The sequence below is a fragment of the Rhizobium beringeri genome (assembly GCF_004306515.1).
GTDB lineage: Bacteria > Pseudomonadota > Alphaproteobacteria > Rhizobiales > Rhizobiaceae > Rhizobium > Rhizobium beringeri.
On the sequence record NZ_SILG01000001.1, the window covers coordinates 3,439,673 to 3,464,903 of the forward strand.

Annotated in this window: 22 protein-coding genes and 1 pseudogene; 15 read left to right on the plus strand and 8 right to left on the minus strand. The window is 61.0% G+C overall.

Going from position 1 to position 25,231, the window contains the following annotated elements; genetic code table 11:
* Positions 1-171: 171 nt before the first annotated feature.
* Positions 172-1,530: a sigma-54-dependent transcriptional regulator gene (locus tag ELH03_RS17250; protein ID WP_128402969.1), complete on the minus strand. Its 1,359-nt coding sequence runs from the start codon at positions 1,528-1,530 to the stop codon at positions 172-174.
* Complete coding sequence (locus ELH03_RS17255) at positions 1,527-3,401, minus strand: sensor histidine kinase (protein WP_261319783.1); 1,875 nt, start codon at positions 3,399-3,401, stop codon at positions 1,527-1,529. The genes ELH03_RS17250 and ELH03_RS17255 overlap by 4 nt, the downstream gene beginning before the upstream one ends.
* Before the next feature lie 186 nt (positions 3,402-3,587).
* Here ELH03_RS17255 and ELH03_RS17260 point away from each other — a divergent pair, with 186 nt between their 5' ends.
* Positions 3,588-4,250, plus strand: coding sequence for a sulfite oxidase-like oxidoreductase (locus tag ELH03_RS17260; protein WP_128411989.1), 663 nt, complete (start codon positions 3,588-3,590; stop codon positions 4,248-4,250).
* On the opposite strand, the gene ELH03_RS17265 is transcribed toward ELH03_RS17260, so the two are convergent.
* From ELH03_RS17265 to ELH03_RS17275, 3 genes are all read right to left on the minus strand, one after another.
* Positions 4,235-4,867, minus strand: a complete 633-nt coding sequence (locus ELH03_RS17265) for a hypothetical protein (RefSeq protein WP_128403008.1) — start codon at positions 4,865-4,867, stop codon at positions 4,235-4,237. The two genes, ELH03_RS17260 and ELH03_RS17265, sit on opposite strands and share 16 nt — an antisense overlap.
* A 68-nt stretch (positions 4,868-4,935) precedes the next feature.
* Entirely contained in the window at positions 4,936-5,682 is a 747-nt protein-coding gene (locus tag ELH03_RS17270) for a CbtA family protein (protein WP_128411990.1), read from the minus strand.
* 13 nt (positions 5,683-5,695) lie between these two features.
* A complete protein-coding gene (locus ELH03_RS17275; protein ID WP_003542661.1) occupies positions 5,696-5,905 on the minus strand; it encodes a CbtB domain-containing protein in 210 nt (69 codons plus the stop codon).
* A 233-nt stretch (positions 5,906-6,138) separates the two neighbouring features.
* Here ELH03_RS17275 and ELH03_RS17280 point away from each other — a divergent pair, with 233 nt between their 5' ends.
* Together ELH03_RS17280 and ELH03_RS17285 are read left to right on the plus strand one after the other, a co-directional pair.
* Positions 6,139-6,693, plus strand: a complete 555-nt coding sequence (locus ELH03_RS17280) for a histidine phosphatase family protein (RefSeq protein ID WP_128402973.1) — start codon at positions 6,139-6,141, stop codon at positions 6,691-6,693.
* 453 nt (positions 6,694-7,146) lie between these two features.
* A complete protein-coding gene (locus ELH03_RS17285) occupies positions 7,147-8,718 on the plus strand; it encodes a putative bifunctional diguanylate cyclase/phosphodiesterase (protein ID WP_128402974.1) in 1,572 nt (523 codons plus the stop codon).
* 9 nt (positions 8,719-8,727) lie between these two features.
* Here ELH03_RS17285 and ELH03_RS17290 read toward each other — a convergent pair whose 3' ends face one another.
* Positions 8,728-10,329 (minus strand): inorganic phosphate transporter, encoded by a 1,602-nt coding sequence (locus ELH03_RS17290; RefSeq protein ID WP_128402975.1) that lies wholly within the window; start codon positions 10,327-10,329, stop codon positions 8,728-8,730.
* A 291-nt stretch (positions 10,330-10,620) separates the two neighbouring features.
* Between ELH03_RS17290 and ELH03_RS17295 the strand changes: the two genes are divergently transcribed.
* The 3 genes and pseudogenes from ELH03_RS17295 (at position 10,621) to ELH03_RS17305 (ending at position 14,612) form a co-directional block, all read left to right on the plus strand.
* The gene (locus tag ELH03_RS17295) at positions 10,621-11,799 is read left to right on the plus strand and encodes an acetate/propionate family kinase (RefSeq protein WP_128411991.1); all 1,179 of its coding nucleotides are present in this window, start codon (positions 10,621-10,623) and stop codon (positions 11,797-11,799) included.
* A 71-nt stretch (positions 11,800-11,870) separates the two neighbouring features.
* Positions 11,871-14,255 carry a phosphoketolase family protein gene (locus ELH03_RS17300; RefSeq protein WP_130766536.1) on the plus strand — a complete coding sequence of 795 codons (2,385 nt, stop codon included), beginning with the start codon at positions 11,871-11,873 and terminating at the stop codon, positions 14,253-14,255.
* Between the two features lie 79 nt (positions 14,256-14,334).
* Positions 14,335-14,612: pseudogene (locus ELH03_RS17305) on the plus strand (hypothetical protein).
* A gap of 69 nt (positions 14,613-14,681) precedes the next feature.
* Here the strand turns inward: ELH03_RS17305 and ELH03_RS17310 are convergent.
* A complete protein-coding gene (locus tag ELH03_RS17310; protein WP_128402978.1) occupies positions 14,682-15,572 on the minus strand; it encodes a helix-turn-helix domain-containing protein in 891 nt (296 codons plus the stop codon).
* Positions 15,573-15,699: 127 nt separating this feature from the next.
* On the opposite strand from ELH03_RS17310, the gene pobA reads away from it, so the two are divergent.
* The 7 genes from pobA to ELH03_RS17350 all read left to right on the plus strand — a co-directional run bounded on the left by pobA (position 15,700) and on the right by ELH03_RS17350 (position 22,883).
* Entirely contained in the window at positions 15,700-16,872 is a 1,173-nt protein-coding gene (gene pobA, locus ELH03_RS17315) for a 4-hydroxybenzoate 3-monooxygenase (RefSeq protein WP_128411993.1), read from the plus strand.
* A gap of 162 nt (positions 16,873-17,034) precedes the next feature.
* Positions 17,035-18,207: an ABC transporter substrate-binding protein gene (locus ELH03_RS17320; RefSeq protein ID WP_128411994.1), complete on the plus strand. Its 1,173-nt coding sequence runs from the start codon at positions 17,035-17,037 to the stop codon at positions 18,205-18,207.
* A 111-nt stretch (positions 18,208-18,318) separates the two neighbouring features.
* Positions 18,319-19,182 carry a branched-chain amino acid ABC transporter permease gene (locus ELH03_RS17325; protein WP_128411995.1) on the plus strand — a complete coding sequence of 288 codons (864 nt, stop codon included), beginning with the start codon at positions 18,319-18,321 and terminating at the stop codon, positions 19,180-19,182.
* 1 nt (position 19,183) lies between these two features.
* Positions 19,184-20,188, plus strand: a complete 1,005-nt coding sequence (locus ELH03_RS17330) for a branched-chain amino acid ABC transporter permease (protein ID WP_128402982.1) — start codon at positions 19,184-19,186, stop codon at positions 20,186-20,188.
* Positions 20,185-20,949, plus strand: a complete 765-nt coding sequence (locus tag ELH03_RS17335) for an ABC transporter ATP-binding protein (protein WP_105007256.1) — start codon at positions 20,185-20,187, stop codon at positions 20,947-20,949. Before ELH03_RS17330 ends, ELH03_RS17335 begins: the two co-directional genes overlap by 4 nt.
* Positions 20,930-21,646 carry an ABC transporter ATP-binding protein gene (locus tag ELH03_RS17340; protein WP_128402983.1) on the plus strand — a complete coding sequence of 239 codons (717 nt, stop codon included), beginning with the start codon at positions 20,930-20,932 and terminating at the stop codon, positions 21,644-21,646. The genes ELH03_RS17335 and ELH03_RS17340 overlap by 20 nt, the downstream gene beginning before the upstream one ends.
* Positions 21,647-22,052: 406 nt before the next feature.
* Positions 22,053-22,883: a cadherin-like domain-containing protein gene (locus ELH03_RS17350; protein ID WP_128402985.1), complete on the plus strand. Its 831-nt coding sequence runs from the start codon at positions 22,053-22,055 to the stop codon at positions 22,881-22,883.
* Positions 22,884-23,509: 626 nt separating this feature from the next.
* On the opposite strand, the gene ELH03_RS17355 is transcribed toward ELH03_RS17350, so the two are convergent.
* The gene (locus ELH03_RS17355) at positions 23,510-24,364 is read right to left on the minus strand and encodes a hypothetical protein (protein WP_130806703.1); all 855 of its coding nucleotides are present in this window, start codon (positions 24,362-24,364) and stop codon (positions 23,510-23,512) included.
* Between the two features lie 208 nt (positions 24,365-24,572).
* Here ELH03_RS17355 and ELH03_RS17360 point away from each other — a divergent pair, with 208 nt between their 5' ends.
* Both ELH03_RS17360 and ELH03_RS17365 read left to right on the plus strand, forming a co-directional pair.
* Positions 24,573-24,788 (plus strand): hypothetical protein, encoded by a 216-nt coding sequence (locus tag ELH03_RS17360; protein ID WP_130806705.1) that lies wholly within the window; start codon positions 24,573-24,575, stop codon positions 24,786-24,788.
* A gap of 13 nt (positions 24,789-24,801) precedes the next feature.
* Positions 24,802-25,038, plus strand: a complete 237-nt coding sequence (locus ELH03_RS17365) for a hypothetical protein (protein ID WP_130806707.1) — start codon at positions 24,802-24,804, stop codon at positions 25,036-25,038.
* Positions 25,039-25,231: the final 193 nt, after the last annotated feature.

Genomic DNA, 25,231 nt, shown 5'->3' on the forward strand with positions numbered 1-25,231 from the left:
ACACATCCTCCGCGCCGGGGATGACCTATTTGCCGCCGGGAAAAATCGACCCGCAATCACTACAGCCGCTTTCGAAAGACGATTTTGCAACAGTGCGATGCAGCATGGGTCGATTCGGAAACAAACGGCTCTGGCGATGGGTGGAAATCCACCCATCGCATCGCAGTCGGCTCAAGTGTCGCGCTGTCCCTCTCCGGAGATCTCCGTCGCCAGCAGCTTCTTGTCGAGCCCATACTTCTGCATCTTCTCGTAGAGTGTCTTCCGGGAAATGCCGAGCGACTCATAGACCGGCCTAAGGCTGCCGCCATGTGCCACCAGCGCGCTGGCAATGACTCCTCGTTCGAATTCAGCGACGCGCTCCGCAAGCCCAGTCGCCTCCTCGGCTTGCCGCCCGCCATTGTCGAGACCGAGCACCAGACGGTCTGCGGCATTCCTCAGCTCACGCACATTGCCGGGCCAGTCGCGCTGAGCAATGTCGGAAATCACGTCTGGCGGCACGGCCATCTCGTCGCGGGCGTAGCGGGCGGCTGCCTCCCGCACCAGCTGCAGGAAAAGCAGCGGAACATCCGCCCGCCGCTGCGACAAAGACGGCACGTGCAGCGTCGCGACGTTCAGCCGATAGAAGAGGTCGGCGCGGAAGCGCCCCGCCGCCACCTCCGCCTCCAGATCGACCTTACTTGTCGCGATGAAGCGCACGTCGAGCGCCACCACCTCGTTCGAACCGAGCCTGGAGATCACCCGCTCCTGCAGCACCCGCAGGAACTTCGCCTGCAGGTCGAAGGGCATGGAGCCGATCTCGTCGAGCAGGATCGTGCCGCCGCGCCCATGTTCGAATTTTCCGTAACGCGGCCTCACCGCGCCCGGAAAGGCCCCCACCTCATGGCCGAAAAGCTCGCTCTCGATCAGGTTTGCCGGCAATGCGGCACAATTGATCGCGATGAACGGCCGGCTCGCCCGGGCGCTGATGTCGTGGAGCGCCCGCGCCACCACCTCTTTGCCGGCCCCGGTCTCGCCGACGATCAGCGTATCGGCATCGCTCGCCCCGATCGCCCGGATGCGGTAGCGCAGATCCACCATCACCTGCGTGCGCCCCGGCAGCCGCGCCTCGATATCGTCGCGCTTGCCGGCAACCGCTTTCAGCAGTCGGTTCTCGAGCACGAGGCCGCGCCGCTCCATCGCCCTGCGGATGACGCCGGCGAGCATTTCGGGCGTGAACGGCTTCTCGATGAAATCATAAGCGCCTTCGCGCATCGCCTTCACCGCAAGCTGAACGTCGCCGTGGCCGGTGACCAGAATGACCGGCACCTCAGGGTCGAGCTCGCGGATCTTCTGCATCAGCGTCATGCCGTCCATGCCGGGCATGCGGATGTCACTGACGACGACGCCGGGAAAGCTGTAGCCGATCAGTTCCAGCACATGGTCGCCGTTCGAATAGGTCTCGACGCTGAAGCCGGAGAGCTCCAGCGCCTGCGCCGTCGAGCGGCGCAGTTCCTCCTCGTCGTCAACCAGCAGGATCTTCGCATCGTTCATTCCGCCGCCTCCGGCATCAGCCCTGCCGCCGATCGCAGCTCGATGCGGAACACCGCGCCCCCTTCGGGATGATTGGCAGCAGCAAGGCTGCCGCCGAAATCCTTGATGATGTTGTAGGAGATCGAAAGCCCTAGGCCGAGCCCCTTGCCGACGCCCTTCGTCGTGAAGAAGGGATCGAAGATACGCTCGGCGATCGCCGCCGGCACACCCGGCCCGTGGTCCCGCACCGTCAGCACCACCTTGCCGGCCTCCTCGAAGGCGGAAACCTCGATGCGCCGATCATCCAGCCCTTCCACCGCATCGGCCGCATTCGAGATCACGTTCACCAGCACCTGCTGCAGACGCACAGAACCGGCGCGCACCACCGGCGGACGCGGCCCGAGAGCGAGCAGCAGTTCGGCATCCGCCGCCTTCAGCCGCCAGGCGATGATCTCGAGCGTATCGCGCATCGCCTCGTCGAGGGAAACGGGACCAAGCTTCTCGTTCGGCTTGCGGGCGAAGTTGCGCAGGTGCCGGCTGATCGCAGCCATACGGTCGATCAGCCCGCCGATACGCCGGATATTGTCCCGCGCCTCCTCCGTCCGGCCACGGTCGATGAGAACGGAGGCGCTGTCTGTATAGGTCTTGGCGGCGGCGAGCGGCTGGTTGAACTCGTGCGAAAGCGCAGCCGACATCTGTCCCAGCCCGGCAAGCTTGCCCGCCTGGATCAGATCGGCCTGCGTCTGTCGGAGCTGGTGCTCGGTCAGCCGCCGTTCGGCGATTTCTTCTTCGATGCGGCTGTTGACGCGGGCAAGATCGGCCGTGCGCTCCTCGACACGCCGCTCCAGTTCGTTGCGGGCTTCGGCTTGCATCTGCATGCGCTCGGCAAGCCGCGCCCGCCTCTGGCGCAGGACCGCGACCGCGAGCCCGGCGATGCAGAGGAAGAGAAAGACTGCCGCAAGCGCCGTGCGTGCCTGGGCACGGATGGAACTCGTCTCCATCAGCACGTTCACCGTCCAGTCCTCGGCCGGCATGTAATGCGAGAGCACCAGATATTCGCTCGAGCCGCGCTCGCCGGCCAGCGTCATCAGCTCATGCTGCTCGAAGTGATGTCGCGTCACTGGCAGCGCCGCCAGCCTGGCATTGGCATAGCGCCGCGAGGCCTCCGTGCGTGCGATGCGGTCGGCCGTCAGCGGCAGGATCGCGCCGTAAAGCCATTCCGGGCTGCCGGACATGAAGATGATGCCCTCGGGATCGGAGACGAAAATCTTGTATTCGCCGCCGCCCCAGGAGGATTCGATCATATCGATATCGACCTTGAAGACGATGACGCCGCGAATATCCGCGCCGGTTCGGATCGGTGCGGCGAAATAATAGCCGCGCTTCAACGAGGTGGTGCCGAGCGCGTAGAACCGCGCCTGCCGGCCTTCAATCGCATCCTGGAAATAGGGCCTGTAGCTGAAATTCTGTCCGACGAAGCTTGCAGGCCCATCGTAATTGCTGGCCGCGATCGTCTCTCCATCGGGCTTGACCACATAGATGTCGGAGGATTTCAGCAGCCCGTTGATCTCCTTGAGATAGAGATTGGCCGCATCGCGCAGCGCCGCATCTTCAGGCGCGCTCACCAAGTCCTTGATATCGTCATGATCGGCGATCAGTGCCGGCAGCGCCTCGTAGCGGTTGAGATGGCCGCTGAGTGCCGAAACGGCAAGCCGCAGCGCCGTTCCTGCCTGTGCCGAAGCCTCCTCCATATAGGCGCGCGTCGCAATCGCGCTCCCATAGGTGAAGAAGGCGAAGATGATGAGCGGCACCACGAGCAACGCCGCTATCGCACGATATCTCGAAGACAGATGCGGTCCTCCCCTTTCTGCCTCCACTCCCCAGCGAGGCATGCCCGACAGCTCAAGTTAACGCATAACCCCGAAAATCGGAATCGATTTTCGGAAAGGATTATGCGCCAATAAAGTGATAGAGCGCCGCGCTCTATTGGGGTAGGCGGGGATTTCCAAGGGCCTGCCGAAACTTGACACCCGCCAAGGGCGGATGTCCTATTGCTGCACCGCAAGGAGGCCCCGCCCATGAGCGACGACCAGACGCCCGCCGACAGCAAACTCACCACATCCAAGCGTCGCTGGGCGGCAGAAGGCAAGTTCCTGACCGGCCGTATCAGCCGTCCCGAAGCCGAGCGCCTGCCGCCCGGCCAGCACCTTGTCAAGAACTGGCCTGTACTCGACCTCGGCCAGCAGCCTGTCATCTCGACCGAGACCTGGCGGCTCGACGTGCGCGGCCTCATCGAAACGCCGCTCACCCTCACCTGGGCCGCCTTTCAGGCGATCGAGCAGAGCACCAAGGTCAGCGACATCCACTGCGTCACCACATGGTCGCGCTACGACAACAAATGGAAGGGCGTCTCGACGCGCGATCTGCTTGACCTCGCAATGCCGAAGCCGGAAGCAGCTTACGTCATGCTGACAAGTTATGACGGCTATACCACCAACCTGCCGCTGGCCGATTTCGCCGCCGAGGATGCGATCCTTGCCACCGCCTGGGAAGGCCTGCCGCTGACATCGGAGCACGGTGGCCCGATGCGCCTCGTCGTGCCGCATCTCTATTTCTGGAAAAGCGCCAAATGGCTGCGCCGCATCGAGCTGATGCCCGCCGACCAGGCCGGCTTCTGGGAAAAGAACGGTTATCACATCTACGGCGATCCCTGGCGCGAGCAGCGCTATTCCGACGATTGAGCTGTCGGCCGCGAGAAACGGCGAAGCGCAAACACGCCAAAGCCGAACAAAGAGGCAAGCCCCGTCAGCGACGCCATGCTGGCGGCATGGAATGGTATCCCGCTCCAGCGTGGCTTGACGATGTCAGCGGTGTTGAAGGCCTCGCCGCTGAACCGACAGGTGATGAGCGCAAGACCGCGCCGCACCATATCGGCATCGACCGCGGAAATGATTTCATCCGCCGCAGCCCTCTCCCGCGGCATCTCACGCATCGAAAGCAATACCGCCTTGGCCGCCGCGAGATAGGCATGGGCGCATTCGTTGAACGGGCTTTGCTCATCGGTCACACTGCCCGGCATCCGGCCCCATAGGCAGTAGGAATACTGGATTTCGGCATAGTTCAGAATGCGCCGGAACGGCTCGTTCGTATCGACTGCGCGGGATGCAAGGTCGATAATCCCACTGCGATAGTCAGACATGACAGCCATCTCGCCATGGGAAATCTCCGGGATATTGAGGCCCGCATGGCTGCCGCCATCGCTGCGGCTATGAGCAAAAGCGCTTCCGGCAACCACACACAAAAAGGTGGCCGTGATAAACGCCGCCGACAAGAGTGGTGTGGTTCTGCTGCTTTTCATACTCGCTCGAAAAAGTCGGGCTTGCTCCAAAAGTTCAGGGCGCCGGCAAAGCGGCGCCCTTCGATGCCTTAGTGGAATGCCGTTGCCGGCCGACCTCGTTGCCCGCCCTTAACTGCAAGCCGCCTTTCGGCAAGCGCTCCGAAGGCCAGCCCCAAGGCTGCCCAGAGGATCACATGCATGCCAAGCGAGGTCGTGCGGAACCGCCAGAGCACCATCGCCGAGAAGTTCTCCGGCACCTCGTTAATCGGCGGCAGCAGATAGAGCACGACGCCGATGAAGACGAGATAGACAATGCCGGCGATGATCGCGCCGTTCCAGAGACCGAAGCGCTCGGAAAGGCGGCGAGACAGCGCCACGGCGGCAATCAGGGCTGCGAGCGAGACGACGATCATCAGGAAGAACAGCTCGGTCCTGGCGCCGATCGTGTCGGGATTGCCGACCGCCGGCGGGTTGGCCGGATACTTGATACTGGGAACGACGACGATCGCCACGAAGGCGGCAATGGCGATGACGGCTGAGGTGCCACGCGCCGAAAGGCTGCTGAAACGGCCGTGTACGAAAGCGAAGGCAAGTGCAAAGAGCCCGCCGACGGCAACGCTGTAGGCCATGACGCCGGTGAAAAGGCCGAGACCGGCCTGCGTGGCGCGGCTGACAATTTCAGGTTCGGCAGCTTCGCCGTCCGCCTGGGCGCTTGCTTCCTCGAAGGCGATCGCCGCATCGACTAGCGGCTCACCGAAAGTATGGGCGAAAGCGAAAACGAGGATGCCAGCAATCAGGCCCGCGAGCATGCCGCGAAGCAGAAGATTTCCAACCATGTCAGGAACTCCCTTAGTGGCAGGGAAAGCCGAGGAGATGGCGGCCGTCATGCACGAATTCGTGCACATACATGCCGTTGAACAGCGCCATCGCGCCTTCCTCGGTGCCGACGAAATAGAGGACGATGAGCATCAGCAGGCCGCCAAAGATCGCCCAGGGCAAGATCTCGCCTACAGGGATCGGCGCCGGTACCGCAACGGGCGCGAAAGTGGTGTCAGACATGTATTCCTCCGGGAATGACGCGTTCAGTCGAAAGAGTGCTTGTGCAGTAGGGTCTGACTTCCAGCGCGAAGAACTTTCAACACGCTGGTCACAGTGGCGCGACCGCGCCGGACTTACACCGGCTTCCAAACCCGCAACAGCACGGTTATATCTGCACGCTGAAGAGACTGTCAACGAAACTTCACAAGCCGGCGAAGGACGCTGTAGCCGCATTCCGGGAGATCAGAACGACCGTGAATACGCGCCTCACCTGGATCTGCCACGGCGCGACGACGGCGAGCCGTAAGGCGCTCTTCCCGCTCGACGAACCGCTGGAAGGCGAGGCGGCGGAAGAAGCCGGCAAAATGGCCGCCCCGCCGCGTGCCGACCGCATTGTCATGAGCCCCGCTTTGCGTGCCCGCCAGACCGCGGAAGCGCTCAGCCTCGAAGCCCGGATAGACCTCGCACTTCGCGACTGCGACCATGGCCGCTGGGCCGGCAAGTCGATCGCGGCGATAGAGGCCGAAGAGCCGGAGAACCTCATGGCCTGGATGAGCGATCCGGAAGCGGCGCCGCATGGCGGCGAGAGCCTTGTTGACCTGCGCACCCGCGTCGCCGGCTGGATGGACAGCGAATCCGCTCTCGGCGGCCATGTGATCGCCGTCAGCCACGCGGCCGTCATCCGGGCGGCGGTCGCCCATGTGCTTGAGGCGCCGCTCTCTTCTTTCTGGCTGAGCGACATCGAGCCGCTCGCCATCGTCCGCATGACCAGCAACGGGCGGCGCTGGTCGCTGCGCTTCCAGCATTAGAAACTGCTGATTCTTATCCAGCCTTGCACAAGCAAATCGCGTCATCTCTGTTGAACCCGGTTTCGCGGGGACTACTTCCTTGTCCCAAGGAGATGGAAGAATGACATATGATTGGAGTGGTGAGCGCACGCGACGTCTGCGTTTCATGCGTGTCGCCACAGTCACGGTTCTGGTCGGTCTCATCGTCAGCGTTCCGCTGCTGATCGTCACCGCCTGAGGTACGAGAAAGGGCGAGCGATGCATTAGCACGCTCGCCTTCGTTCTTCCCGCATCAGTTGGTCTCCCGAACCGGGATCGCGCTGACAACGACGCCCTGGTTCCCCCACAAGCTCCGTCGGATCTCTCAGCGGCACAGCAACAGGCTGCCGCCTCCGATAATTCGCCTTCTGGTTTCAACAAACATTTCAGACTTTCGTGATATCTCGGCGAAGGGTGGGAGATGGAGAAGGCATAATGCCGGTGTTTTTCCAAAGCAGGGCCGGAAGGCAATGCGTGTCGATCGTCGGATTTGGGGTAACCCTCTGGCTCCTCGGCACGCTGTTGCAGCTCGACGATAGCCTGGTCTCCTTCATGACCGGCTTCGGCGAGTACGGCGCCGACAAGCTCGTTCTGGCGCTCGGCATCGCCGGCGCCATGAGCTTCATCTATTCGGTGCTGCGCATCGCCGACCTGCGCAAGGAAATGGAACTGCGCGCCACCGCTCAGGCAAAGGCCGATTGGACCGCAACCCACGACCATCTGACCAAGCTGCCGAACCGCTACGCCTTCGAGCGCAAGATCCTCTCACGGCCGATCAAGGACGACGAGGCTGAGATCGAGGAATGGGACCGCAACGTCACCATCTTCTCCGTCGACCTCGACGGCTTCAAGAAGGTCAATGACCTCGTCGGCCACAAGGGCGGCGACATCCTGTTGATCGAGGTTGCCAGACGCATCTGTGCGCTCGGCAATGCCGATTGCGTCTATCGCTTCGGCGGCGACGAATTTATCATTGTCGCCTTCGCCCTGACGGCGCAGCGCGAGGAGCGTTTTGCCAAGCTGCTGATCCAGGCCGTCACCCGGCCGATCCATATCGATGGTTTTGCCGTCGAAGTCGGGGCCAGCGTCGGCTATGACCGCTGGGCCGAGGAAGCCGAACCGCTGGAAGATGCCGCCCACCGTGCCGACCTCGCCATGTACGAGGCGAAATCACGCGGGCCTAACCATTATTTCGTCTTCGAACCTTCGATGCAGGACAAGGTAACGGAACGCGCCGCGTTGGAAACCAGGCTGCGCGCCGCAATCTCCAACAAGGCGATCAAGCCCTTCTATCAGCCGCTGATCGACCTGAAGACCGGCCAGCTCTGCGGCTTCGAGGCGCTCGCGCGCTGGATCGGCGACGATGGCGTCAACATCCCGCCGCCGGTCTTCATCGATATCGCCGAGGAAACCGGCATGATCACCGCATTGTTCGAGGATCTTCTCGCCCAGGCCTGCAGCGACGCCCTCACTTGGCCGGAGCATGTGACGTTGTCCTTCAACGTATCGCCGGTGCAGATGGAAGACAGATTGCTGACGTCGCGCATTCTCAAGGTGCTATCGGCAAGCCGGCTGCCACCGCAGCGCCTGGAAGTGGAGATCACCGAAAACGCGCTGATCCAGGATCCCGCCGTCGCCGCCCTCATTCTCGACGAACTGCACGCCGCCGGCATCCAGATCGCACTCGACGATTTCGGCACGGGCTATTCGAGCCTCGCCCAGCTCTCCCGCTATCGTTTCGACAAGATCAAGATCGACAAAAGCTTCATCGCCACCTATCGCGACGAGGAGCGCCAGGAAAAGATCGTCCGCGCCATGCTCGGCCTCGGCAGGAGCCTCAACATCAAGACGACTGCGGAAGGCATCGAGGAGCACGGCCAGCTCGCCTTCCTGCTACAGCTCGGCTGCGACATCGGCCAGGGCTATCTCTTCGGCAAGGCGATGCCCGCCGCCGAGGCGGGCATCTTCATCAGCGATCGCAATGCCAGCCTGGCCTCCACGGCCTGACGGTACGCCTTAAAAAACCTGACGCATGATCACGAAGAGCACGAAGGCGATCGCGATCGAGGCAGGCAGCGTCAGCACCCAGGCCATCAGCATGTTGCGCACGGTCGACCATTGCAGGCCGGAACCGTTCGCCGCCATGGTGCCGGCAACGCCGGACGACAGCACGTGGGTGGTCGAGACCGGCAGGCCGAGATGATCGGCCGAGGCGATGGTGACCATCGCCACGACTTCGGCTGCCGCACCCTGCCCATAGGTGAGATGCGTCTTGCCGATCTTCTCGCCGACGGTGACGACGATGCGCTTCCAGCCCACCATCGTGCCGAGGCCGAGCGCGATCGCGACCGCCACTTTCACCCAGAGCGGGATGAACTTCGTCGCGTTGTCGACCGCCTTGTGGTAGTTCGTCACTGCCGTCAAGTCGCCGGCATCCATCGGCAGCAGCTTCTGCTTGTCGATCAGCTTCAGCGCCTCGCCGATCAGATAGATGTCGTTGCGGACGTTGCCGACGAGATTGGTCGGCACCGCTTCGAGCGTCGGGAAGCCGGCGACTTCGGCACTTGTCTGGTGGATATATTGCTGCAGGGCCGGCGTCGTCGCATCCGTCCATGTCTTGTTCTTGACGGCGTTGCTAACCTCGGCCTTGTAGTCCGCGACCGTAACGCCCGGCTTCACATACTTGCCGAGTGCGGTTTCCACCTGAGCAGATGCCGACTTGTAGGCTTCGAGATAGTTGACATCGGGCGTACGGTTCAGCGCGAAAGCCGTCGGCACCAGGCCGATCAGGATGAGCATGATGAGGCCCATGCCCTTCTGGCCGTCGTTGGAGCCGTGAGCGAAGCTGACGCCGGTGCAGGTGAAGATCAGGATCGCACGGATCCAGAGCGGCGGCGGCTGGTTGCCCTTCGGTTCGGCATAGAGCGCCTCGTTGCGCACCAGAAGCTTCATGACCAGCAGGAGAACAGCGGAAAGACCAAAGCCGATCAGCGGCGAGATCAAAAGCGACAGACCGATATTGGTCGCCTGCGACCAGTCGACGCCGCTGGTCGCCGTGCCTGCCGGCGCCAGGAACTGGTTGGCAAGGCCGACGCCGATAATCGAGCCGACCAGCGTATGCGAACTCGACGACGGCAGACCGAGATACCAGGTTCCCAGGTTCCAGACGATCGCGGCAATCAGCAGCGCGAAAACCATGGCAAGGCCGGAGCCGGAGCCGACCTGCAGGATCAATTCCACCGGCAGCAGTGCCAGAATGCCGAAGGCGACGGCGCCGCTTGAGGTCAGCACGCCGAGGAAGTTGAAGAAGCCGGACCAGATGACGGCGAATTCCGCCGGCATGGAACGGGTGTAGATCACGGTGGCGACGGCATTGGCCGTATCATGGAAGCCGTTGACGAACTCGAAGCCGAGCGCGATGAGCAGCGCAAGGCCTAGGAGAATCCAGGGAACGGCGACTGCGGTCGTCAGGTCGCGGGCGAGTGCATAGGCGACATATCCAAGGCCGCAGATCAGAACGAGTGCGAAGACCGGCAAGAACCACTTGCCGGCCGAATTCGAACTGTGGAGCGGATGGGACGTGTCGCTATGAACCTGGCTGGGGGCAATATCGGCCATGACATAGTTCCTTATTCCGTTTGCAAATTTGCCTTTTGTTAATAATTCCGCCGCGTGAAGCTCTCATGACGCCCCGACTGAACCGCCCGTAAGCCACTGATGTCGGGCGATATTGACGGTGATGCGCCTGGTACCGTCGCCTCTATAAAAGATGCCGCGTTGCGATCCCAAGCGGCGGACGATGGTTGTCTACGCAATGACAAAAGCGCGTCCCGAGCGAATAAATCCTTCCCGCCTGGAACTCCGACGCTAAGTTCGGTCATCTCACACCCGCGCGGAGTCTTAGAAGACATGTCATCGACCGACCTGCTGCTGACCTTCAACACCGGCTCCTCGACCGTCAAGATCGGCATCTTCGCGATAGACGGCGCCGAGGCACGGCGCATCGGCAGGGGCGTGATCGATTTCCGCGCCGAACCGCTGTCACTCGGCCTGACGAAAGGGCCGCAGACCTTCGAGATGCCGCTGAATGCCGAAGTGACGGAAGATCTGCACGGCGTCATCGATGAGACCTTCGCGCTTCTCGCCGATCATTTCGACATGACCGCCGCGCGCGCTGCCGGCCACCGCATCGTCCATGGCGGCGACCGCTTCATCAGGGCGATCGCCCTCGACGCCGCCGCAATCGATGCCATCGACGCGCTAACCCCGCTGGCCCCCCTGCACCAACCGCAGGCGCTGCGTTTCATCCGCGCGCTCAAGCATCTGAAACCGCATCTTGCCCAGACCGCCTCCTTCGATACCGCCTTCCACGCCACGCAGGACGATCTCGTTCGCCGCTTCGCCATTCCCCGTACGCTGCATGACGAGGGCATCAAGCGTTACGGCTTCCACGGCCTTTCCTATAAATTTATCGCCGGAGAGCTTCGCCGCAAGGCGCCCCGCGCAGCAAAGGTGGTCGTCGCCCATCTCGGTAGCGGCGCCAGCCTCTGCGCATTGGATGACGGCGTCAGCCGCGATTGCAGCATGGGCTTTTCGACGCTCGATGGCATCCCGATGGCGACGCGCCCGGGCTGGCTCGATCCCGGCGTCATCCTGCATCTGGCCGGTCAGAGGAAACAGTCCTTCGAGGAGATCGAAGACCTGCTCTATCACCGCTCCGGCTTGCTCGGCGTCTCCGGCATCAGTGCCGATACGCGAGAGCTGTTGAAGGACGGTCGGCCGCAGTCGCGGCAGGCGATCGACCTCTTCACACTGCGCATTGCCGGCGAAATCGGCCGCATGGCGGCAACGCTGAACGGGCTTGACGCCATCATCTTCACCGCCGGCATCGGCGAACATCAACCGGAGATCCGCGCTGGCGTCGCCAGGCGGCTGTCCTGGCTTGGCCTTGCAATCGACGAAAAGGCCAATGCCGCCAATGATTTTACGATCAGCACCAGGGAAAGCCGCATCGGCGCCCATGTCGTCGCCACCGATGAGGAGCAGATCATCGCCGAGGAGGCGCTGTCCATTCTTCGCGACGGCTGATCCAGATCAACAGCTTGCCGGCATCCGCCGGTAGAATTGACGTTGAAGACGTTTTCGAACGGGAGAAACCCATGGAAAAGCATGTCTCGACCGCCGCACTGACCGACACCGAACTCACCCTCATCGACCGCTATTGGCGCGCCGCCAATTATCTCTCCATCGGCCAGATCTATCTGCTGGCCAATCCACTGTTGCGCGAGCCGCTGCAACCGGAGCACATCAAGCCCCGTCTGCTCGGCCACTGGGGCACGACGCCCGGCCTCAACTTCATCTATGCGCATCTGAACCGGCTCATCCGCGCCCGCGACCTCGACATTATCTACATGTGCGGCCCCGGCCACGGCGGGCCGGGCATGGTCGCCAACACCTATCTCGAAGGCATCTACAGCGAGATCTATCCCGATATTTCCGAGGATGCAGAGGGCATGCGCAAGCTCTTCCGGCAATTCTCCTTCCCCGGCGGCATTCCGAGCCACGCAGCACCCGAAACACCGGGCTCGATCCACGAGGGCGGCGAGCTCGGTTACGCCCTCGTCCATGCCTATGGCGCCGCCTTCGACAATCCCAATCTGATCGTTGCCTGCGTCGTCGGTGACGGCGAAGCCGAAACCGGGCCACTGGCTGCGAGCTGGCATTCCAACAAGTTTCTGAACCCTGCCCGCGATGGCGCCGTGCTGCCGATCCTGCATCTGAACGGCTACAAGATCGCCAATCCGACCATTCTTGGCCGCGCCAGTCACGAGGATTTGCAGAGCCTCTTTGAAGGCTACGGCTACGAGCCCTTCTTCGTCGAGGGTCACGAGCCGCGCGACATGCACCAGCAGATGGCCGCAACCTTCGACAGGGTCTTCGACCGCATTCGCGAAATCCAGGAGGAAGCCCGCAATGGCAAGGCGCCCGATATCTGCCCGCGCTGGCCGATGATCGTGCTGCGCAGCCCGAAGGGCTGGACAGGACCGAAGGAAGTTGACGGCAAGAAGGTCGAAGGCTTCTGGCGAGCCCACCAGGTGCCGGTCTCCAATTGCCGCGAGAACGAAGGGCATCGCAAGATCCTCGAGGACTGGATGCACGGCTATGATCCGGAGGACCTGTTCGGCAGCGACGGCCGGCTGAAACCCGAGCTGCGGGCGCTAGCCCCTGTCGGCGAGCGCCGCATGGGCGCCAATCCGCATGCCAATGGCGGCTTGCTGCGCAAGGAGCTCGATGTTCCCGATATCCGCGACTATGCGGTCGATATCGGCAAGCGCGGCAGCGCCATGGTGCAATCGACGGAAATCCTCGGCCATTACCTGCGCGACACGATGAAGCGCAACGCCGATGCCGCCAACTTCCGTATCTTCGGCCCCGACGAGACGGAATCGAACCGCCTCGGCAGCGTCTTCGAAGTCACCGACCGTGTCTGGATGGAGGGTATCGAACCCTACGACGTCCACTTGTCCCGGGATGGCCGTGTCATGGAGGTGCTGAGCGAACATCTCTGCCAGGGCTGGCTGGAAGGCTACCTGCTGACTGGCCGGCACGGCCTGTTCTCCTGCTACGAGGCCTTCATCCACATCATCGATTCCATGTTCAACCAGCACGCCAAGTGGCTGAAGGTGACGCGGGAACTCGAGTGGAGAAAGCCGGTCTCGTCGTTGAATTACCTGCTGACCTCTCACGTCTGGCGTCAGGACCACAATGGCTTCAGCCACCAGGATCCCGGTTTCGTCGACCTCGTCGCCAATAAGAAGGCCGATATCGTCCGCATCTACCTGCCGCCGGATGCCAACACCCTGCTCTGGGTCGGCGACCATTGCCTGCGCACCTATGACCGCATCAATGTCATCGTCGCCGGCAAGCAGCCGGAGCCGCAATGGCTATCGATGGACGAGGCGGTGAAACATTGCGAGGCCGGCATCGGCACCTGGCACTGGGCGAGCAATGAGGACGACACCATCCTGCCCGATCTCGTCATGGCCTGCGCAGGCGACGTGCCGACCATGGAGACGCTCGCCGCCGTCGATCTGCTGCGCCAGGCCATTCCGGAACTGAAGATCCGCACCGTCAACGTCGTCGATCTCCTCGCACTGCAATCCAGGGATCAGCATCCGCACGGCCTGACCGACGAGGCCTTCGATGCGATCTTCACCGCCGACAAGCCGGTCATTTTCGCCTATCACGGCTATCCCTATCTCATCCACCGCCTGACCTATAAACGCACCAACCACCGCAACATCCACGTCCGCGGCTTCATCGAGGAAGGCACGACGACCACACCCTTCGACATGACCGTCCTCAACGAACTCGACCGCTTCCACCTCGCCATCGAAGCGATCGAGCGTGTGCCGGGCCTGAAGGAAAGAGCAGGAGAAGCGCTCGCCGCCTTCCGTGGCAAGCTTGCGGAACATCACGACTATGTCCGCGAATATGGTGAGGACATGCCGGAGGTGCGGAACTGGACATGGCCGACGGCGTGAAGCAAAAACCAAACAGAATCGCGCGGACCTGGTCGGCGGAGACCATCCGGCGGGAGCAACCGTCAAGCAACGTCTAAAGTTGGTGAAAACGATCGGGGCGCTGTTCCAGAACGGCCATATCGTAGGCTATGTGTCTTGGGAAAGCTCTAAGCCACTGACCGAGGAAACGACATGAAGGGTTTCGCTGCCACGCTCACCGCCGCCCGGCTGGAAAAGGCGCTCGCCTTCTACATGACGCCCGAAGCCCAGCCGGATGGCTCAGCCGATGCCGTCAAGCCAGCTGGGGAACGCGAGGCATACGAGGCCCGTGCCGGCGAACGCGCCCGCAACACGGAAGACGGCGCCGAAGCCTGGTAAGGCGATCCCCACCGGGCGTCCTCGCGGATGCCTGTCCGCGAACGCGTCGCACCCGGAATGCCGGAACCCCTATGCATGTTCGAGCCGGACTTTTTCCTTCATGCGCCAGACCCGCGGCGTTTCTCCCGTATATTTAAAAAAGAAGCGCGAGAAATAGGCGGGATCGGCAAAGCCGAGCCGAAACCCGATCTCCTGAACGCTGCCGAGCGTAAAAACCAGCTGGCGTTTCGCCTCTTCGACGAGTTTGCCGGCGATCAGTTCATGGGGAGTATTGCCGGTCATCGACCGGACGATGCGGGTGAGATGCGTCGGCGAAACCCCAAGCTCTCTGGCGTAGAAAGACGCGGGCTTGTGTGATCGAAAATGTTGCTGAATGAGCTCGCTCAGCATTTCCATCCGCCGCTCGTTCTCGTTGGGCGGAAGTTCATGCGTATTCCCCTCATGGGAAATCCTCGCCGTCAGCCGCAGCGCCAGGGCGACATAGGCGGCCAACGCCTCGTTGCGGCCGCCGCGGCGATTTTCGAATTCGTCGCCCAGCCGCTTCAACGTCTGCATGACATAGACGGCCTCGGCATTATCGAGATCGAGCGGAGTCAGATGCGGCGCCGCCAGCCATTCACCGAGCTGGCTTCGATCACCGAGCGGATGGCTGAGATGGGATCTCAACAGGGTGATCACCAGGCCGTCGATATCGCGTGAAAAACGAAAGCCGTGATTGAGCCCGGGCGGCACGGTGATGATGGCCGGCGGACGGATGGCATGGCTCTTTTCGCCAAAAATCGCATCGCCCGAACCGCTTTCGATGTACAATATCTGAAAGAAACTCTCGTGGCGGTGCGGGCGAATCTCCCAGTGATGCAAACTGCTGCGAGAGCGAATTGTTTCGCAATGCACCCAAAAATCCGGTTCTCGCCCGGTCTTTTCGCCGTAGAGTTCATAGGTAGGGACCTGTCTGCTCATGGGGCTCCGCGGGGCTTCTCCGACACCAATGTTCGATTAGTGCAATTTTTAGGTCGGGATGTCCATTGCTGCGGCAAGCGCGGCACGGCAGAATCTGGCAAAGCGCAAAAATGCAGGGAGGCAGCATTTGCGAACTCAGGTCGCCATTATCGGTTCGGGACCATCCGGCCTACTGCTCGGCCAGCTTCTGACCGAAGCCGGTATCGATAATGTCATTCTCGACCGTGTGAACAAGGATTACATCCTCGGCCGGGTTCGTGCCGGCGTTCTGGAGGAAGGCACCGTCGGGCTGCTGGATCAGGCCAAATCAGGCGCGAGGCTGCATGCCGAGGGCCTGCCGCATGACGGTTTCTCGCTGGCCTTCGACGGACGCGACCATCGCATCGACCTTCATGAATTGACCGGCGGCAGGCGCGTCACCGTCTACGGGCAGACCGAGGTAACGCGCGATCTCATGGAGCGGCGCGAAGAAAGCGGCTCCCTGTCGATCTACGATGCCGTCGATGTCGCGCCGCATAACTTCGACGGCCATTCATCCTTCGTCACCTATGTGAAAGACGGTGTTGCCAGGCGCATCGATTGTGACTTCATCGCCGGCTGCGACGGGTTTCACGGCGCCAGCCGAAAGGCCGTCCCGGAACGGGCGATCAGGAGTTTCGAGAAGGTCTATCCCTTCGGTTGGCTGGGGATCCTTGCCGACGTGGCGCCTGTCAGCCATGAGCTGATCTACGCCAACCATCCAAGGGGCTTTGCGCTCTGTTCGATGCGCTCGGCCACCCGCAGCCGCTACTACATCCAATGTGCGCTCGACGAGAAGATCGAGGACTGGAGCGACGACCGCTTCTGGGACGAGTTAAGACGGCGGCTGCCGACGCATCATGCCGAAGCATTGGCGACCGCGGCATCCTTCGAGAAATCGATCGCGCCGCTGCGCTCCTTCGTCGCCGAACCGATGCGTTTCGGCCGGCTTTTCCTGGTCGGCGATGCCGCCCATATCGTCCCGCCGACCGGGGCCAAGGGATTGAACCTTGCCGCCAGCGACGTCCATTACCTTTTCTCCGGGCTGATCGATCATTACCGCGAAGGCTCGAATAGTGGCATCGACGCTTACTCGCAGAAGGCGCTCGCCCGTGTGTGGAAAGCCGTGCGGTTTTCCTGGTGGATGACGACGATGATGCATCGTTTTCCCGATACCGGTGATTTCGACCAGAAGATCCAGGAGGCGGAACTCGACTATCTCACCCATTCCCGCGCCGCCTCGACAGCGCTCGCGGAAAATTATGTGGGATTGCCATTCTGAGACGAGGATAGTTCCGCATCCTCGATGCACAATCATAATCGCTTGGTCATGGATTACGGCATTTATTTCATTTTACATCACCATTTCGCATGACAAGCTAACGCTCAATTTTGAGCGGCTAGCGAATACGGCGCGGGAGTGCGCCAAAAAGGGAGAGAGAGAATGAAGAAGCTATTTCTGGCCGCCTTTGCGGCCGCCGTGCTCAGCGGCGCGGCCTATGCAGAGACCATCAAGGTCGGCGTCATCGGCCCGTTCTCCGGTCCGTTCGCGCTGCAGGGCAAGAACTTCAAGGCCGGCATCGACGCCTATATGACGGTCAACGGCAACACGGTCGGCAGCGACACGGTCGAGATCGTCTATCGCGACGTGCCGCAGGCCGATCCCGCCCAATCCAAGGCGCTGGTGCAGGAACTGATCGTCAAGGAGAAGGTCCAGTATCTGGCCGGCTTCTATTTCACCCCCGATGCCATGGCGGTGACGCCGATCCTGAAGCAGGGAAACGTGCCGATGGTCATCATGAACGCCGCCACCTCGGCGATCGTGACCAAGAGCCCGCTCGTCGTTCGCACCTCGTTTACCACCTGGCAGACCTCGACGCCGATCGCCAAGGTCGCCTTCGACGCCGGCGTCAAGAAGGTGATTTCGGTCGTCAGCGATTACGGCCCCGGCATCGACGCAGAGAACGCCTTCAAGGCCGGCTTCGAAAAGGCCGGCGGTCAGGTGGTCGAGGCGATCCGCATGCCGCTTGCGACCAACGATTTCAGCCCGATCATGCAGCGGATCAAGGATTCCGGTGCTGAGGGCGTCTTCGCCTTCCTGCCCTCCGGTCCGACGACGCTCGGCTTCGTCAAGGCTTACAATGACAATGGCCTGAAGACGGCCGGCATCAAGTTCTTCGCGCCGGGCGATCTGACCCAGGAATCCGATCTGCCGGCGCTGGGCGATGCCGCACTCGGCATCCAGACGACCTTCCACTATGCCGTGTCGCACGATTCTCCGGAGAACAAGGCTTTCGTCGAGGCGGCGACCAAAGCGATCGGCAACAAGGCCGAACTCTCCTTCCCCGCGGTCAGCGCCTATGACGGCATGTATGTCATCTACAAGATGATCGAGGCGACGGGCGGCAAGCAGGATGCTGAGAAGGCCGTTGATGCGGTCAAGGGCCTTGCCTGGACGAGCCCGCGCGGCCCGGTTTCGATCGATCCGGAAAGCCGCCACATCACGCAGAACATCTATCTGCGCGAAGTCACCAAAACCGATGACGGGACCTACATCAACAAGGAGGTTCAGACCTTCGAGAAGCAGGGCGATCCGGGCCTAGCGGCCGTCAAGTAACATCGAGCATCACGGCATGCGACGGGCTTGGGCAATGCTTCGGGCAGACTTGCGATCTCTCCGGAGCTGCCCGAACGTGTCGAGCCCGTCGCATCGAAGCAAGGTATCTCCATGCAGACAGTCTTCAGCATAGCCGTCGATGCCTTTGCCTATGGCATGGTGCTCTTCGTCATATCGATCGGCCTTTCGGTGACCATGGGGCTGATGCGTGTCGTCAACCTTGCCCACGGCGCTTTCGCGATGATCGGTGGCTATATCGCCTCCTATGTCGCCCGCGACCTCGGCCTTGGTTATGCCACGGCGGTCATCGCCGCCGTTGTCATCACCATCATCGTCGCCATTCCGATCGAGCGTTTTCTCTACCGCCGGATCTACGGCGCGCCGGAACTGACCCAGGTGCTGATGACCATCGGCATCACCTTCTGCGTCATCGGCATCGCCAATTATGTCATGGGCCCGACGCTGAAGACCATCCCGCTTGCTGGTGCGCTGCAAGGATCGGCCGATCTCGGCTTCCGCACCATTCCCGTTCATCGGCTTTTCGTCATCCTCTGCGGCCTCGTCGTGGCGCTCGCCCTCTGGTTTGCGATCGACAGGACCAGCTTCGGCGTCAAGCTGCGCGCCTCCGTCGATGATGCGGCAATGGCTGCGGCACTCGGCGTGCGCACCGAGATCATCTATGCGGTGAGCTTTGCCGTTGCCGTCGGGCTTGCCGCCTTCGGCGGCGTGGTCGGCGCCGAACTCCTGCCCGTCGAACCCTATTATGCGCTGCGCTACATGGTCACCTTCCTGGTCGTCGTCTCCGTCGGCGGCGCGGGTTCCATTCCGGGCGCGCTGATTGCCTGCCTGCTGCTAGGCGCGATCGATACGACAGGGCGGTATCTGATGCCGGAATTCGGCGAATTCTTCTTCTATCTCGCCGTGATCGCAATCATCTGCGTCTTCCCGCGCGGCCTTGCCGGAAGAGCGAAATAAGATGGCGCTTGTCATGAACGACGAAAACCAACCTCTCCAGCATCGGCGCGGATTCATCAGCCGCGATCTCGCCGGAATAGCGGTTATCTTAGCCATTGCCGCGATCGGCTATTTCGCCTTCCCCGACAATCTCGCGCTTCTGACCCGGATGATCACGATCGCGCTGCTCGTCCTGTCGCTCGATCTGGTGACCGGTTATTGCGGCGTCGCAACGCTCGGCCATGCCGCACTTTTCGGCTCCGGCGCCTATGCCGCCGGGATCCTGTCGGCGCATTACGGCATCAATGACCCGCTGCTGATGATGCTGGCCGGCATCACAGGCGGCGCGCTTGCCGGGCTGCTCTGCGGCGCCATCATCCTGCGTGCGCATGGATTGCCGCAGCTGGTGCTGTCGATTGCGCTGATCAACCTCTTCCATGAATTCGCCAACAAGGCCTCGTCATGGACAGGCGGCAGCGATGGGCTTTCCGGCATCGCGCCGGACCCGGTCTTCGGCCTCTTCGAATTCGACCTCTATGGCCATACTGCCTTCTTCTTCGGAATGGCGCTGCTGCTGATCGTCTTTGTGCTGCTGCGGTTCCTGGTCCGCTCACCCTTCGGCATGCTCTGCCGCGCCATCAAGCAGGATCCGCTGCGCATCCGCGCCATGGGCGCTTCGCCGAAGGCAGCTCTGATCAGGATGTACGCGATCTCCGGCGCCGTTGCCGGTGTCGGCGGCGCTTTGAATGCGATTTCGACACAGGTCGTCGGCCTCGACAGCCTGTCTTTCACGCAGTCGGCCGAGGCGCTTGTTATGCTGGTGCTCGGCGGCACCGGTTCCCTCTTCGGGGCGCTCTCCGGTACTGTCATCTTCATGCTCTTCGAGGACTATGTCTCGGCCGCCAATCCCTTCCATTGGCTGACCATGGTCGGCGCGCTGCTGATCGCCGTCGTGCTCTTTGCGCCGAAAGGTCTCTATGGCACGTCAGCAGCCTTCGTTAGCCGCCGCAGGGAGCAGCGCTCATGAGCCCGGTCTTCGAAGTCGCCAATCTCAAGAAAGCCTTCGGCGGCCTTGCCGTCACCAATGATGTCTCGCTCACGATGTCACCAGGCGATCGCATCGCGCTGATCGGCCCGAACGGCGCCGGCAAGACCACCTTCGTCAACCTCGTGACCGGCAATCTCTCTCCCGATTCCGGCGAGGTTCGCCTCGGCGGCGAGGTGGTGACGAAGGTCGACGCGATCGGCAGGGTCAGACGCGGCCTTGTCCGCTCCTTTCAGGTGACGCGGCTCTTCCAGGACATGACGCCGGCCGAACATGTGGGACTTGCCGTCCTTCAACGCGACGGAAAGACCGGGCGCATGTTCGGCAATTTCCTGCGTATGCCCGATGTCATGGCAGAGGTTGACGATCTCCTTGGAAAGCTCGGACTGGCTTTCCTGATGCATCGCAAGGTCAGCGAGATCGCCTATGGCCAGCAGCGGCTTCTCGAGATTGCCGTAGCGCTGGCGCTGAAGCCGAAGGTGCTGCTGCTCGACGAGCCGGCAGCCGGCGTGCCGCAAAGCGATACCGGCCGCATCGAGCAGGCGCTGGCCGATCTGCCCGCCGATCTCGCCGTGCTGATGATCGAACACGACATGGACCTCGTCTTCCGTTTTGCCAGACGCGTCATCGTGCTGGCCGCCGGCACGATCATCTTCGACGGCCTGCCTCAAGACGTCACCAAGGATGCGCGTGTGCGCGAGGCCTATCTCGGGAGCTATGCCAATGCCAGCCATATCGCTTGAGGTCGAAAATCTGTCGGCCGGATATGGGCCGACGAAAGTACTCGAAGGAATTTCCTTCTCCGTGCCGGCAGGCGCCCGGCTTGCCGTGCTCGGCCGCAACGGCATGGGCAAGACCACGCTGCTCGCAACGCTCGCCGGCCAGACCAGGCGATACGAGGGCAGTATCCGCCTCGGCGGTTCGGATGTCAGCGCAGCACCGAGCGCCACACGCGCGCATAAAGGCCTCGGATATGTGCCGCAGGCACGCTGCGTCTTCCCGACGCTGACAGTCGAGGAAAACCTTTTCGTCGGCTTGAAGGCGCGACCGAAGACGGCACTGGAGGAAGCCTATGCGATGTTCCCGCGCCTGAAGGAGCGCCGCCGCAATCTCGGCAGCCAGCTCTCCGGCGGCGAGCAGCAGATGCTCTCCACGGCCCGCACCATTCTCGGCCGCCCGTCCGTCCTGTTGCTCGACGAACCGCTGGAAGGCCTCGCACCTGTTATTTGCGAGGAATTGATGGCTGCCTTCGCCGACCTCGCCAAGACAGGAGACATGACCATCGTGCTGGTCGAGCAGCGCATCCAGAGCGCGCTCGATTTCGCCGATCAAGTCGTCATTCTCGAACGCGGCAGACTGGCCTGGACGGGAACGCCGGAGAGCCTCACCAGGGATCACGAGGCTGTCGAAAGCCTGCTCGGGGTTGGCGGCCTGCATTGATTGATGGTCGGCAGAAGCTTGGGCTCTGCCGATTGACTCCATTTCTCCCTCAAGCTTGCTCTTGGCACGCCAAGCAATTTATACAGTATATCGTCATGACGACGTCATCATTGGCCTGTCATTATTATCCTTCTTGAAAGTTTTCTGCCGGCCAAGCTGATGCATCGCCTGAAAAGGTGAGAAAGACCGCGATCGACGAAGCGGCAGCAGCGTAAGACAAGACATAAAGTCCTGGTTCATAAACAGGATCGACATCAGAGCTGCTTCTTTACTTGAATGCTTGAGCTGTAACCGATCAAAATCTGTTGGATTGACCAGCGGAATTGCTCTGCCACTCAATCAATTTCGGTTGCCAGATACCCGATAGGGTTGCATAGTCGAATTGAACATCACATGGGAGGTAGAAATGGCAAACCACAAGCCGGTCGCAGGTGACGTATACTTGCCTGTTTTCGATATCAACGACCCGATCAGCGGCGACATCCTCGAAAATACCAGTTCCACCGATGTCGACGGAGATGCGGTACGCCTCAATTTTGTCAATGGACAACGCATTCCGCAACCGGCCAATGGATCCCCGGCCACAAGCACGGCGATCGACGGAGAGTATGGTACGCTCACCGTTTACTCCGACGGCAGCTACACCTATGCGCTCGATCACTCCAACCCGGTGGTGGCAGCGCTCGGACCGGGAGATGCGCTCGTCGAAAAGTTCACCTTCAAGATATCAGACGGCAAAGGCGCCACCGACGTTGGCGCGTTCAGTATCGCAATAGACCTGCCGGAACGCGGCGATGTGTTCGTCAACTTCGAGGATGTCGGCCAAAGTGACTTCCCGACAGGCTACAAGGGCTTTGATTGGGGTGCTTGGTACGATGGTGACGACGCAACGGTACAGAGGGAAGCCGACGGCAACCATTATCTGTCAGGCGGCGTGTTCTGGACACCGATCCAAGCCGCCGATGGCGGTCACTTTCAGATCGAGCAATTCAGTGTCGCAAACGGCACATCGGACTATGACAACGTTCTGACGATCGAAGGTAAGCTGAACGGCGATACCGTATTCTTGGTCACGGTCAACGTCACCGCCGACAGCATTCATGACCCGCAAGTGATCGATCTCAGCGCCTACGGCGAAATCGACAATCTCGTGCTCGACACGGAGCCCGTCATCACAGAGACGAGCGGCCCGGATTATTACGGCGCGCGATACGACAACTTTCATTTCATCGTTTGACGGAGGGGGAAAAGGGCATCGTGTCGCCGAAATCTTTGCATCTTCGCCAAGCGCTCTCTGCTGTGGCTATCTGATACCAATATCTTGCGATAGCTGACCGGGTTGCGTCTTGCTAGCATAGGATCGTGCGAGGAGGCACGGTTATGCTGGGATGGAGGAAATGATGCAGCCAGTCGGGATGAGGTTAGCGGCGGTCATGTTCTCGCTTGCCGTATGGGCTATTATTATCGCTGTCGCATCCCATTTTTGGGCGACGAAGATGCCTCTGTTGCTTTTGGCTCTCTACAGATAGGCCTGTCCTCGGCGTTGGCGGAAATCTGCAGATCAGGGGCGCAACTGGTTTTGTCCCCTCGCCGCGACGTTTGGCGCTGCGATCAATGTGCTACCACGGCCGTCGGAACCAGCTCAAAATCGAGCTGCAAAAATCGCTAATTCTGCAATGAGGAGATGGTAGCGGAGGTCCGTTCTGGTCACAACAGCCGACAGCATGAACGGACAGAGATCAGCCTGGGAACGTGGCAGATCGAATTGAAACGGGCCATCAAGCAATATCTTGAAGAAACTAGGAAAGCTGCCGCGGCAGACAACGACGATGCCGCGGCAAGTAAGGGTGAACGAAGCGGTCGTTAGGCAGCCTGCTTGACGATCGCCCTTCGCTTTTTGCATTTCCTGAACCAGGTGATCCCGAGTGCCCTCCAAAATGGCACTTTGTGCGTGGCAGCAAAGAGCTTCGCCTCATCCTCCGCCGTGAATAGCAAGTCGACGATGGCGTCGGTCAGATCTTCCGGCGTGATCTTGTCGCAGTATTCCTCGTCGGTGAGGAGCAGTTCGACAGCCTTGATTTGCGGGGCTGTCAACGGACCTCGTTCCGCACTTGCCAATACCTCCAATATTTCACGCGCCAACTTCGGGCCGCGCCGGCTGATCAAAGCCTCGATCTGCTTGATCGCGATCGTCTGACGGGTGCCAGTTCCAGTGTAGGCATTGGTAGTCTTCAAAACCTTCACGCCAGCTCTAGTGCAAACGAGTTCCAGCGTTTGGGCGTCCTCGTCTGCCGCCGCCAATGCTGCCTGATGAAGCTGCAGTGTCGTCACACCAAGCCGGTCTGTGTTCTGGCCTATAAATGCCTTTGCCTGAGCGATGGTGCTCTCTGCCTCGACGATCATGACCGGGATCTTGTCAATGTGCGGGTTCGACGCTGCGGCAATCGCTGTGTGCTGACCATCCAGAACCTTGAGGATCGTCTGTCCGTCGCATTCAGCATATGCGCAAATGGGCGCCTTGAACTTGACCCAATCAAAGCCTTCGATAATGCGCCTAATCTGGCGAGTACCCTTTTCGCTGATGTTTCGCTGATAGGCTGGATCTACGAAGAGGTCGGTCGGATTGACAAGCTCGAAAATTGGCATGCCGGTCGGCGGCTCCTGAGGCTCCAGACCTGATATGCCTACTGGAGCGATTGGGCGAATGTTTTCCTGCATTTCTGTTCCTCGTTTTTGTCGCCGGGGAACGTGAGAGATGAACGCTGAGAAGGAAACTAAGCACGACGCCGTATCGTTTCGGCGTTGCTAACGTCCACAGGCGACCGCCCTGTTTTGGCGCATCGTGTGGATAACTTGCCTCGCGAAGTCTGGTTGACATGCACCCGAGCAATGCCACTGTGTCGCCTAACGCGAATTGGAGCCTACCATGACCCCTGCTCGTTTCACGGAATGCCTTCTCCACATCCGCTGGACGCCAATAAACCTTGCCAGTGCGCTGCAGTGCGACCTCTCGTGGGTGGAAGCAATGGAAGTCGGGAATGCTGAAGTGCCGGCGGGGTTAGCAGCATGGCTGGAGACGCTTGCGCAGTGCCACGAGGCGGCAGGTATCCCTGCGACCTATCGCGGGCGCGGACACGAGTGAGGAGAGAACTTGGATGGCAAAGATCACAGTTTATCGGGTAAGGCGCTACGACATCACCACAGACAACTATGTCGATTCACGACGGCTGATGACCGACAAAGGCGCTCGCATGATCTGTAGTGAGATCATTCGAAGCACGGCGGTAGAGATTGATGAAGGGGATCTCGAATCCGGCGAGGAGTGGACGCCGATCGGATATGTTCCGAAGGGCAACGGTGACGGAATTCCGGCGCAAGTCTTTCCCGGATGATCGTTCGGGAGTGGATGGAGAAGAACACCTATCTGCCGGCGCACAACGTCGATGAAGACAGCGAAGTCGACGGAAGCGAGTAGGGTAACCTTTTGTTAACCCTATTGCATCAGCACGATTGGAGAAAAGGTTACTAAAACCTTATATTGCTCTTGCGACTCGATGTCGCAGTTCCCATGTGGGACTCGCTCTG

Bases quoted from the DNA above. Each gene is read 5' to 3' on its own strand.
- ELH03_RS17295 (WP_128411991.1), top strand. From the start codon at position 10,621: ATGTCATCGACCGACCTGCTGCTGACCTTCAACACCGGCTCCTCGACC.
- ELH03_RS17325 (WP_128411995.1), top strand. From the start codon at position 18,319: ATGCAGACAGTCTTCAGCATAGCCGTCGATGCCTTTGCCTATGGCATG.
- ELH03_RS17270 (WP_128411990.1), bottom strand. From the start codon at position 5,682: ATGGTTGGAAATCTTCTGCTTCGCGGCATGCTCGCGGGCCTGATTGCT.
- ELH03_RS17355 (WP_130806703.1), bottom strand. From the start codon at position 24,364: ATGCAGGAAAACATTCGCCCAATCGCTCCAGTAGGCATATCAGGTCTG.
- ELH03_RS17275 (WP_003542661.1), bottom strand. From the start codon at position 5,905: ATGTCTGACACCACTTTCGCGCCCGTTGCGGTACCGGCGCCGATCCCT.
- ELH03_RS17365 (WP_130806707.1), top strand. From the start codon at position 24,802: ATGGCAAAGATCACAGTTTATCGGGTAAGGCGCTACGACATCACCACA.
- ELH03_RS17340 (WP_128402983.1), top strand. From the start codon at position 20,930: ATGCCAGCCATATCGCTTGAGGTCGAAAATCTGTCGGCCGGATATGGG.
- ELH03_RS17265 (WP_128403008.1), bottom strand. From the start codon at position 4,867: ATGAAAAGCAGCAGAACCACACCACTCTTGTCGGCGGCGTTTATCACG.
- ELH03_RS17300 (WP_130766536.1), top strand. From the start codon at position 11,871: ATGGAAAAGCATGTCTCGACCGCCGCACTGACCGACACCGAACTCACC.
- ELH03_RS17320 (WP_128411994.1), top strand. From the start codon at position 17,035: ATGAAGAAGCTATTTCTGGCCGCCTTTGCGGCCGCCGTGCTCAGCGGC.
- ELH03_RS17260 (WP_128411989.1), top strand. From the start codon at position 3,588: ATGAGCGACGACCAGACGCCCGCCGACAGCAAACTCACCACATCCAAG.
- ELH03_RS17360 (WP_130806705.1), top strand. From the start codon at position 24,573: ATGACCCCTGCTCGTTTCACGGAATGCCTTCTCCACATCCGCTGGACG.
- ELH03_RS17290 (WP_128402975.1), bottom strand. From the start codon at position 10,329: ATGGCCGATATTGCCCCCAGCCAGGTTCATAGCGACACGTCCCATCCG.
- ELH03_RS17255 (WP_261319783.1), bottom strand. From the start codon at position 3,401: ATGCCTCGCTGGGGAGTGGAGGCAGAAAGGGGAGGACCGCATCTGTCT.
- ELH03_RS17350 (WP_128402985.1), top strand. From the start codon at position 22,053: ATGGCAAACCACAAGCCGGTCGCAGGTGACGTATACTTGCCTGTTTTC.
- ELH03_RS17285 (WP_128402974.1), top strand. From the start codon at position 7,147: ATGCCGGTGTTTTTCCAAAGCAGGGCCGGAAGGCAATGCGTGTCGATC.
- ELH03_RS17330 (WP_128402982.1), top strand. From the start codon at position 19,184: ATGGCGCTTGTCATGAACGACGAAAACCAACCTCTCCAGCATCGGCGC.
- ELH03_RS17310 (WP_128402978.1), bottom strand. From the start codon at position 15,572: ATGAGCAGACAGGTCCCTACCTATGAACTCTACGGCGAAAAGACCGGG.
- ELH03_RS17250 (WP_128402969.1), bottom strand. From the start codon at position 1,530: ATGAACGATGCGAAGATCCTGCTGGTTGACGACGAGGAGGAACTGCGC.
- ELH03_RS17335 (WP_105007256.1), top strand. From the start codon at position 20,185: ATGAGCCCGGTCTTCGAAGTCGCCAATCTCAAGAAAGCCTTCGGCGGC.